Here is a 10,632-nt window from a genome sequence, read left to right on the forward strand (position 1 = left end):
GACGGTGCAGCGGCTGTTGCCGGTGCTGTGCCAGGCCCATGGCCTGACCCCGGACCAGGTGGTGGCCATCGCCAGCAATAACGGCGGCAAGCCTGCGCTGGAGACGGTGCAGCGGCTGTTGCCGGTGCTGTGCCAGGCCCATGGCCTGACCCGGGACCAGGTGGTGGCCATCGCCAGCCACGATGGCGGCAAGCAGGCGCTGGAGACGGTGCAGCGGCTGTTGCCGGTGCTGTGCCAGGCCCATGGCCTGACCCCGGACCAGGTGGTGGCCATCGCCAGCCACGATGGCGGCAAGCAGGCGCTGGAGAGCATTTTTGCCCAGTTATCTCGCCCTGATCAGGCGTTGGCCGCGTTGACCAACGACCACCTCGTCGCCTTGGCCTGCCTCGGCGGGCGTCCTGCGCTGGAGGCAGTGAAAAAGGGATTGCCGCACGCGCCGACCTTGATCAAAAGAACCAATCGCCGTCTTCCCGAACGCCCGTCCCATCGCGTTGCCGACCACGCGCAAGTGGCTCGCGTGCTGAGTTTTTTCCAGTGCCACTCCCACCCAGCGCAAGCATTTGATGAAGCCATGACGCAGTTCGGGATGAGCAGGCACGGGTTGTTACAGCTATTTCGCAGAGTGGGCGTCACCGAACTCGAAGCCCGCAGTGGAACGCTCCCCCCAGCCCCGCAGCGTTGGCACCGTATCCTCCAGGCATCAGGGATGAAAGGGGCCAAACCGTCCTTTGCTTCGGCTCAAACGCCGGACCAGGCGTCTTTGCATGCATTCGCCGATTCGCTGGAGCGTGAGCTGGATGCGCCCAGCCCAATAGACCGGGCGGGCCAGGCGCTGGCAAGCAGCAGCCGTAAACGGTCCCGATCGGAGAGTTCTGTCACCGGCTCCTTCGCACAGCAAACTGTCGAGGTGCGCGTTCCCGAACAGCGCGATGGGCTGCATGCCCCCCCCCTCAGCTGGGGTGTAAAACGCCTGCGTACCAGGATCGGGGGCGGCCTCCCGGATCCTGGTACACCCATGGAGGCCGATCTGGCAGCGTCCAGCACCATGATCTGGGAACAAGACGCGGACCCCTTCGCAGGGGCGGCGGATGATTTCCCGGCATTCAACGAAGAGGAGATGGCATGGTTGATGGACCTATTTCCTCAGTGAGGCTCAGTCGGGGATTACCTGAGCGTTGGCAGGGATGGGTGTAATAAACCTCTCACTCAATGAGCTAGCTCACTTTTGGCTGTTTTCTACACTAATCCCTGCCGACCCTCATGCCCGGTTGCGCTGCCGCCTGCCGCCGAAGTCAGTGACTGACAGCCGCATGCTCGGCACTAACCGGGACACCGTACCCTCACCCCAACCCCTCTCCCGACGGGAGAGGTGCTTGGATGCGCGTGACCTTGTCGAGTCCTGCTGAGTGCGTTGCTCAGGACTCCAACGCAGCATTGGACGGCATCGCCTTGGGCACACCACGCGCACGTCGCACCAGTGCCGCTGCACCGCTGCTCATGTCATCGAGAATCGCGTAGATCGTCGGCAGGAACAGCAGGCTCACCACGGTCGAGAACGCCAGGCCACCGGCGATGGCGCGGGCCATCGGGAAGTACGGCGGGCCGTCGCTGAACATGGTGGTGCTGGTCAACGAGATCGGCACCATCGCCAGGATGGCAGTGCCCATGGTCATCATGATCGGCCGCAGCCGTTCGCGCGAGCCCTCCACCAGCGCCTGCGTGCGCCCCATGCCGCGGCGGCGCAGGTTGTTGATGTGCTCGATCATCACGATGCCGTTGTTCACCACCACGCCCATCAACACCAGGATGCCGATGAAGGACATGATCCCGAACGCGGTGCCGGTGATCCAGAACAGCCAGAACACCCCGAAGATCGAAAACAGCACCCCGCTCATGATCGCCGCCGGGAACAGCAGCGATTCGAACACCGCCGCCATCACCACGTAGATCATCACCAGCGCGATCACCAGATTGAACCCCATCTGGCCCATCGCCTCGCCATCGTTCTGGTAGTCGCCGCCGTCGAAGGTATAGCTGTAACCGGCCGGGAAGCGCATGGCCTTGAGCGGTTTTTCCATCGCCGCACGCGCTTCCGGCATGGTGACCTTGTCGGCCAGATTGGCCTTGATGGTCAGCGTGGTCTGGCGGTTGGTGCGCCCGATCTGGGTAGCGGCAGGCCGGATCTGCACGTCCACCAGCGACAGCAGCGGGACACTGCGGCCATCCTTGGTGCGCACGGTGAAGCCGGCCAGGTCTTCCGGCTTGCTCTGCTCGGCGCCGGCAAAACGCACCCACACCGGTACCTCGTTATCGCCACGCCGGAACTCGCGCAATGGCGTGCCGCGCAGCGCCAGGCCCACGAAACTGGCCACCTGCTCGGCACTGAAGCCAAATGCCGCGGCGCGTTCGCGGTCGACGCGGATCGCCAGTTCGCTGGTGCGGTCGCCGTTATCCACATGCACGTCGCGCAGCTCCTTGCGCTGCGCAAGCAATGGCACCACGTCGTCGGCCAGCGCCTTGAGCGCCTCGGTCGAATCGCCCACCAGTTGCACCTGCACGCCCTGGTTGCCGCTGCCGTCACCGCCGCCCTGGTTGCCGATGCTGTAATCGGCACTTGCCGAGCGTGGCAGCGCCTTGCGAATCTTTTCCAGCAACGGCGGCAGGTCCTTGACCTTGCCCGCGTCGAAGGTCACTACGGTATTGCCGCCTTCCACCTCGCTGAACCACGAGTAGATCTGGGTGATGTGGTACCTGGCGCGATTGGCCTGGAGATACTGCTCGACGCGGCCGACCTCCTCGCCCATCTGCTCGCGTGTGTACGAGCCCTTCCACTGGTATTGGATGAAGGCTTCGTTGCCGCCATCCCCGCCGAACATGTCCACCTTGGTCAGCTTCATCGGTACCAGGCTGATCGCACTCACCAGGACGATTCCGGACACGCTCCAGCCACGGTGCGCCAGCGTCCACGTCAGGATGCGTGCATAGCGCCGTTGCAGCTGGGCGATGATGCCGCGCTCGGAGGTCACCATCGGCGGCGTCTTCATGCGCGCCGACAGCATCGGGATCAGGCTGATCGCCACCAGCCACGAGGCCAGCAGCGACACCGAGATGGTGATCGCGATCTGCGCCATGAAGATACTGATGTTGTTGGTCTCGCCGAACAGGTTCGGCACGAACACGATGCAATGGCACAAGGTGCCGGCGCTGAGCGCAATCGCCACGTTGCGGGTGCCGAGCAGCGCCGCCAGTTGCGGTTGCCCTGGCAGGCGCTCGCGTTCCTGGTAGATGCTTTCCACCACCACCACGGCGTTGTCCACCAGCATGCCCACTGCCAACAGCAGCCCCATCATGGTCAGGATATTGAGCGTGACCCCGACGAAGTACATGAAGCCCAATGTGATCGCAAAGCAGATCGGGATTGCCAGCGTCACCATCAACGTCGATGGCCAATGCCGCAGGAAGAAGAACAACACCGTGATCGACAGCAGCAGGCCGACCGCGCCGGCCTCGGCCAGTTCGGCCAGCGACGAGGTCACCGCCTTGCCCTGGTTGTCGATCACCTTGATCTGCATGTCGCGCATCGCAGGTTCTGCGCGGATGTCTTCGACTTCCTTCAAGGCCAGCCGCGAGACGTCCACCAGGTTGGCGCTGCGTTCCTTGTAGATATCCAGGCCGATTGCCGGGCGCCCATCCAGCCGGCGTCCGTAGTTCATGCGCGTGGGCTTGAGGCGCACCTGCGCGATATCGCCCAGGCGCAGGCCCTTGGCATTGAGCACCAGCTCGCGCAGTTCCTGCAGGTCGCGCAGCTCGCCGAGCGGCTGCACGCGGATGCGCTGGCCGTTGTCGTCGATCTGACCGGCCGACACCGAAAAATTGAGCTTGCCCAGACGCTCGCTCAGATCGTTGAGGCTGAGGTCGTGCGCGGTGAGCCGGTCCGGCGTGATCGCGATCTCCACCTCGTTTGGCGGTGCGCCGGAGATCTCTACCTTGGCCACGCCGGGGATGCGCTCGATGCGCCGCTTGAACTCGCGGTCGAGCATGTCGTACGCACCAGTCAGGTCGGCCTGGCTGGCCAGGCGCACCTTGAGCACCGGTTCGTCGCTGCTGGACCACTTGAAGATATGGAAGCGCTGCAGATCGTCCGGCAGATCGTCGCGGATGGCGTCCAGCCGCTCGCGCGCATCCGATGCGGCGATGGCGATATCGCGGTCCCAGTCGCTGAACTCGATAAAGATGTTGGCGCCATCGGCGGTGGCGGTCGAGCGCATGCGCTTGATGCCGGTCATCGTGGCCAAGGCTTCTTCCGCCGGCCGCACCAGGTTGCGCTCCACCTCGTCCGGGGTGGAGCCGGTATACGGCAACTGCACGAACAGAAACGGTGCGGAAATGTCCGGCAAGGCTTCCAGCGGTAGCCGAAACGCGGCGATCAGCCCCACCACCACCAGCGAGACGAAACACATGATGGTGGTGACTGGGCGGCGGATACTGAAAGCGGCAACGCTCATAACGCCTCCAGGCCGTCGGCATGGCCGCTTTCCGGCGCCTGCCGACGCGCCATGCGCCGGCCGCGCTCCAGGTAGTAGGCATCGGCACGACGGTCCAGCAAGTCGTACACCACCGGGATCACCAGCAAGGTCAGCAGCGTGGACACCAGCAGGCCACCGATCACGGTGATCGCCATCGGCGCACGCACTTCCGCACCCTCACCCATCGCTACTGCCAGCGGCAGGAAGCCGAACAACGTGCACAGCGTGGTCATGATGATCGGCCGCAAGCGCGAGCGTGCGCCTTCGATCAAGGCCTCGCGCTTGGGCACGCCCTCTTCGCGCAACTGGTTGACCTTGTCGATCAGGATGATGGCGTTCTTGGTCACCAGGCCCACCAGCAGGATCAGGCCGATGAACACCACCACCGACACCGGCTTGCCGGTCATCAGCAATGCCAGCACCGCACCCACCATCGCCAGCGGGATGGTGAACAGGATGACGAACGGATGCAGCAGCGATTCGAACTGGGAGGCCATCACTAGATAGACCAGGAAGATCGCCAGCCCGAACGCAAACAGCAGCGACTTCACCGATTGCGCCAGTTCCTCGCCCTGGCCGCCGATATGCATGCCCACGCCGGCGGCCAACGGGTCCTTGCGCACCATCGTCTCCACTTCGCGCACCGCACCGCCCAGGTCGATGTCCTTCAGGCTGGCCGACACGATTGCCACCCGCGTCTGATCGGCACGATGGATCTCGCTGGGACCGGTGGTTGCCATCACCTCGGCCACTGCCGCCAGACGCACCGGCCGGCTGCTGCCGGGGTTGACGATCAACTGACGGATCGCCTCCACGCTGGCACGGTCGCTGTGCTGCGCACGCACCAGGACATCGATCTTGCGATCGCGGAAGCTGTAGCGCGTGGCCACATCGCCGCGCACCTTCTTGACGATCACATCGGCAATCTGCCGCGTGGTCAGCCCCAGCGCACCGGCGCGCTCCTGGTCGAAGCGGATCTGGATTTCCGGGAAACCCTCTTCCACCGTGGACTTCACGTCCGCATAGTGACCATTGGCGCGCAGCCGTGCGGCCAGCTTCTGCCCAGCCTGTTCCAGCTCACCCAGATCCTGCCCGCGCAATTCCACTTCCAGCGGCGTGGAAAAACTGAACAATGCCGGCCGCGCGAAATCCACCTGCGCGCCTGGATGCACCACCATGCTGCCACGCAACCGCTGCGTGGTCGCCGCTTCCACTTCCGCACTACCGCCACCGGCCATCACCACGGTGAGCTTGCCGATGTTTTCGCCGCTTTCGGTGGGGTTGGCATCCAGCCGCGTGCCGCTGCCGCTGACGCCATACAGCGAGGCGATACCCGGGTCCTTGTCGTGCGCCAGCTGCAACTCGCGCACCAGCGCATCGGTCTGCGCCAGCGGCGTGCCGGAAGGCAGCTTCACCGTCATCTCGAAGCGGTCCTGCGCCAGCTGCGGGATCAGGTCCGCGCCCAGCAGCGGCACCAGCAGCACGGTGCCGATGAATGCCGCAGCGGCCAGGCCGAGCACCAACCACGGCCGGCGCAAGGCCGCCGGCAGCATGGCCAGATAGCCACGCTCGGCGCGGCCATACGGCGCCATCGCCACATCGCTGGCCTTGCGCATCACCGGCCCCACCACCCTGCTCAGCCCGCGCCACAGCTTCACCACCGCCCACGCCGCGCCGAAGAAGGCGTAGCGCACACTGGTCCCTGCACCGCGACGACCGGCCGCCACCGGCTTGAGCCAGCGCTGCTCGGGCTGCCACTGCGGGTGGCTCGGCTCATCCGGAAACGCCATCGGCGGCGCGCCCTTGAGCGAACTCAGCATCGGAATCAGCGTCATCGACACCACCAGCGAGATCGCAATGGCGATCGCCACCGTCAGCGCCTGATCGCGGAACAACTGCCCCGCAATGCCTTCGACGAACACCAGCGGCAGGAACACCGCGATGGTGGTCAGGGTGGAGGCCATCACCGCCATGCTCACCTCGCGGGTACCGGCCATGGCTGCATCCAGCACGCTCAGGCCGCGCTCGCGCGCCTTGGCGATGCTCTCCAGCACCACGATGGAGTCGTCCACCACCAGGCCAGTGGCCAAGGCCAGGCCACCCAGCGACATCACGTTGAGGCTCAGCCCCAACTGGCCCATGAAGAAGAACGTGGTGATGATCGACACCGGCAGCGACAGGCTGATCACGAAGGTGCTCCAGCCATCGCGCAGGAACAGGAAGATGATGAGGATTGCCAGTACGCCACCGATCACTGCATCTTTTTTCACATCGCTGATCGCATGTTCGATGAAGTGCGATTGATCCTCGATGGTGGTGATCTCCACATCGCCCGGCACCGTCGCCTTCAGTTGCTCCAGGCGCTGGCGCAGCGCCGCTGCCGTGGACACGGTATTGGCATCGCCTTCCTTGTAGATCGCCAGTTCCACCGCTTCCTTGCCGCCCAGGCGAATGATCGCCTCGCGCTCCTTGTAACCCTGACGTACCTGCGCCACATCTTTCAATCGCACCGGCATGCCGCTGGCGATGCTGCTGCTAGACGACGAGGAGGTGCTCTGCACTTCGGCCGCCGCCGCCAGCGCCGCCTGCGAACCGGTGGAGGCGGCGATTGCATACATCTGCTGCATTGCTGCATCGGCGGCGCTGCGACTGCTGCTCTGCGTGGTGACCAGCATGTTGCCGATCTCCTCCACATCCACGAACTGATTGACCGTACGCACCAGATAGCGCTGTGAACCCTCTTCCAGCCGCCCGCCGGAGAGGTTGACGTTCTCCTCCTTGAGCCGGGTAATGATGGTGTCGATCGGTAGATTCAGCTGGGCGAGCTTCTGCTGGTCGATATCCACCTGGATCTCGTCTTCCAGCCCGCCGCCGACCTTGACCGCCGCCACGCCGGCCACCGGTTCGAGCTTCTTTTTCAGGTCCTCATCGGCGTAGCGGCGCAGCCCGGTGAGCTGGCGGATCGCATCGGCGTCAGAAGCCGGCGCCTGCCTGGGCGACAGCGCCAGGCGCATGATCGGCTCGGTGGACGGATTGAAGCGCAGCAGCACCGGCGGCTTGGTTTCCAGTGGCAGCGACAGCGCTTCCATCTTGTCGCGTACCTCCAGCCCGGCCTGGTCCATGTTGGTGCCCCAGGCGAACTCCAGCACCACATCGCTCTGCCCGGTGCGCGAGATCGACTTGAGCTTGCGCAGGTTCTTGACCACGCCAACGGCTTCCTCCACCGGCTCGGTCACCAACGTCTCGATCTCCGTCGGCGCCGCGCCGGTGTATTCGGTGCGCACGGTGAGCGTGGGATAGCTCAGGTCCGGCAGCAGATTGACCTTGAGGCTGCGCAGCGCGATCAGGCCGAACAGCAGCATGGTCACGGTGATCATCGCGATGGTCACCCGCCGCCGCGTGGCGAAGGCGACCAGCCCGCCACCGGGCGATGGCGCATGTGGGTCGTGCACGGGACCGTGCGGGTTGGCGTGCTCGCTCATGCCTTGGTCTCATCACGCACGGGGGCCACAGCCTTGGCCGCCACCGGCTTGCGATCCGGCTGGCCGATCACCTGTACCGTGGTGCCATCGCGCAGCGCCACCTTGCCGGCCGTCACCACCTGGTCGCCTTCCTTCAGGCCTTGCCGCACTTCCAGCCACGGCCCTTCGGCGTAGCCCAGCTTCACCGGCACCCGGCTGGCCTTGCCATTGCGCACCACAAACACCGCCGGCTCGCCGTCGTCCAGCAGCGCCAGGCGCGGAATCACCAGGGCGTCCTTGCGCTGGTCGTAATCGATACGGATGCGCCCGAACATGCCCGGCTGCAGCGATTCGGCGCCCTTGCCGAAGGCGCACACCACCCGGAACGTGCCGCTGCCCGAATCCACCACCGGCGCAATGCGGTCCACCTTGCCCACGAACTGCTGGCCCGGCAACGCATCGGCGAGCAAGGTCACCGGCTGGCCGGATTTGAGCGTTGCCAGTTCGCGCTCGGGCACGTTGAGCGTGGCCTCCAGCTGCGAATCGTCGACGATGCGGAAGATCGGCGTGTTGATCTGCACGAAGTTGCCGGTCTTGATGGAGCGCGAGGCAACCACACCGGAAATCGGCGCCTGCACCGTGGTGTAGGACAGCTCCAGCGACGCCAGCCGGTGCTGCGCGCGGCTGTTTTCCACGTCGAACTTGAGCTGGTCCACATCGGCTGCGCTCACCAATTGCTGGCCCACCAGTTGGGTGGCGCGGCGATAACTGTTTTCCAGCTTGCGCAACTGCGCCTCGGTCTGTGCCACGGCCAGGTGCGCACGGTCCGGGTCCAGCCGCACCAGCGCCTGGCCGGCCGCCACCTTCTGGCCTTCTTCCACCAGGACCGCCAGCGCCACCCCGGAGGTCCTGGCCACCACCTGCGCTTCCGCACGCGGCTCCAGCGCTGCGGTACCGGTGTAGCTGGCAGCCACCGCGCGGCGCGCGGCTTTGGTCGCCTCCACCGGCACGGCATCCACGACCTTCTTTTCGTCCGCTGCCTTGGCCTGGCCGTCGCCAGCCTTGCAACCGCCCAATACCAGGCTGGTGGTCATCAACAGCGCCGCAACGCAGGGGCCGCTGAAACGGGGTAGGAAGGAGAGTGGCGACATCGTCGTGTCCTAGTGGATGCGTGAACAGGTGTTGTAGGCAAGTAGACCACCTGGATACTCATGTCGCCAATGCGCCAAAGGTCATGGTCTGTTCAACTTCGCGTATTCACCCGGTTTGCGCCGCGCCAAATCGCAGGCATACTCGGTCCGGTTCCGTCACGCCCCCACGTGCGGACGCTCAATCAGTCTTCCGGATACGAAACCATGCGCCCGCAGCCGCTCGCCGCTTGTCTCGCTCTGGTCGTCTTCCTGCCGTTTGGGGGCGCATCAGCGACACCGCCAGTTACCCCTGCAGCACCGGCCACGCCGACGCCTGCCTCCACGACAGTGCCTGCCACTGCCACAGCGGCGCCTGCCGCGCCCACCGGCGATCCGACCAAGGGCCGCCTGCTCGCCTACACCTGCCAGGGCTGCCACGGCGTCACCGGCTACAAGAATGCCTACCCCAGTTATCGCGTGCCCAAGATCGGGGGCCAGTCCGGCCAATACCTGACCCAGGCGCTGATCGAATACCGCCAGGGCAAGCGCAAGCATCCGACCATGCAGGCCCAGGCGCAGAGTTTCTCCGAGCAGGACATCGCCGACATCTCCGCCTTCCTGTCCACTCTCAAATAAGCGCCCACATGCCGAACGCCCTGCACGCTCCGCGTCTAGCCATCGTCCTGGTCGCTGCCCTCACGCTGGCGGCCTGCTCCCAATCCCAGGTCGAATCCCCCGATCATTCCGCCGGCGATGCCGGCCATGCCAGCGGCGAACACGGCTCCAGTTCCTCGGCCGGGTTGCCCACCGGTCGTGCAAACGCCGGCGACACGCTTGCGCATGCCAAGGGCAAAGCCACTGGGCAGAGTTGCGTGGACTGCCATGGTGCCGACGGCAACGTACCGATCGACCCCAGCTATCCCAAGCTCGGCGGGCAATACGGCGACTATCTGGCGCATGCGCTGCAGGCGTACCGCAGCGGCGATCGCCAGCATCCATTGATGACCGCGCAGGCCACTGCGCTCAGCGACCAGGACATTGCCGATCTCGCCGCTTACTTCGGGTCGCGCCAGACACAGCTGCGCGACCTGCACGGCGTCCAATGACGCGCATGCCCCACGCGCGCGCCGTCTCAATCGGAATGAAAAAGCGCTTGCGCGAACATTAACAGGCCGCTATCATTTCGTTCTCAGTTTCGTGGGGCCATAGCTCAGCTGGGAGAGCGCCTGCATGGCATGCAGGAGGTCGGCGGTTCGATCCCGCCTGGCTCCACCACTCCAGACATTAGGCCGTCTGGATTGGACAACGAGGTTTTGATACGCGTCCCCATCGTCTAGAGGCCTAGGACACCACCCTTTCACGGTGGACACCGGGGTTCGAATCCCCGTGGGGACGCCAATCATCCTAAAACCCCGGCACTGCCCAATGCCAGTCAGTTAACGCTGATTGGCATTTTTCGTTGGGAACTTCGAAGCGCGGTTCTTGACGACTCTGGGGAAGCTTCGTTCGGTGCGG

At 64.9% G+C, this 10,632-nt stretch carries 5 protein-coding genes, 2 tRNA genes and 1 pseudogene; 5 read left to right on the plus strand and 3 right to left on the minus strand.

Annotated elements, in window-relative coordinates; genetic code table 11:
* Positions 1–1,150 (plus strand): annotated as a pseudogene (locus XcuCFBP2542_RS18115) (hypothetical protein); the annotation flags it as partial.
* A 265-nt stretch (positions 1,151–1,415) separates the two neighbouring features.
* On the opposite strand, the gene XcuCFBP2542_RS18120 reads toward XcuCFBP2542_RS18115, so the two are convergent.
* Genes XcuCFBP2542_RS18120 through XcuCFBP2542_RS18130 form a run of 3 tightly spaced genes read right to left on the minus strand, consistent with a single transcriptional unit; the run spans position 1,416 to position 9,138 of the window.
* Positions 1,416–4,505, minus strand: coding sequence for an efflux RND transporter permease subunit (locus tag XcuCFBP2542_RS18120; protein ID WP_104605569.1), 3,090 nt, complete (start codon positions 4,503–4,505; stop codon positions 1,416–1,418).
* A complete protein-coding gene (locus XcuCFBP2542_RS18125; RefSeq protein ID WP_104605571.1) occupies positions 4,502–8,008 on the minus strand; it encodes an efflux RND transporter permease subunit in 3,507 nt (1,168 codons plus the stop codon). The genes XcuCFBP2542_RS18120 and XcuCFBP2542_RS18125 overlap by 4 nt, the downstream gene beginning before the upstream one ends.
* Positions 8,005–9,138 carry an efflux RND transporter periplasmic adaptor subunit gene (locus XcuCFBP2542_RS18130; protein WP_104605573.1) on the minus strand — a complete coding sequence of 378 codons (1,134 nt, stop codon included), beginning with the start codon at positions 9,136–9,138 and terminating at the stop codon, positions 8,005–8,007. The genes XcuCFBP2542_RS18125 and XcuCFBP2542_RS18130 overlap by 4 nt, the downstream gene beginning before the upstream one ends.
* A gap of 204 nt (positions 9,139–9,342) precedes the next feature.
* Between XcuCFBP2542_RS18130 and XcuCFBP2542_RS18135 the strand changes: the two genes are divergently transcribed.
* From XcuCFBP2542_RS18135 to XcuCFBP2542_RS18150, 4 genes are all read left to right on the plus strand, one after another.
* Positions 9,343–9,753 (plus strand): c-type cytochrome, encoded by a 411-nt coding sequence (locus XcuCFBP2542_RS18135; RefSeq protein ID WP_104605575.1) that lies wholly within the window; start codon positions 9,343–9,345, stop codon positions 9,751–9,753.
* Between the two features lie 8 nt (positions 9,754–9,761).
* Positions 9,762–10,223 (plus strand): c-type cytochrome, encoded by a 462-nt coding sequence (locus tag XcuCFBP2542_RS18140; protein WP_167526903.1) that lies wholly within the window; start codon positions 9,762–9,764, stop codon positions 10,221–10,223.
* Positions 10,224–10,316: 93 nt separating this feature from the next.
* Positions 10,317–10,392: transfer RNA gene (locus XcuCFBP2542_RS18145), tRNA-Ala, on the plus strand.
* A gap of 47 nt (positions 10,393–10,439) precedes the next feature.
* Positions 10,440–10,515, plus strand: a tRNA-Glu gene (locus tag XcuCFBP2542_RS18150).
* Positions 10,516–10,632: the final 117 nt, after the last annotated feature.

The organism is Xanthomonas cucurbitae (assembly GCF_002939885.1).
Lineage (GTDB): Bacteria > Pseudomonadota > Gammaproteobacteria > Xanthomonadales > Xanthomonadaceae > Xanthomonas > Xanthomonas cucurbitae.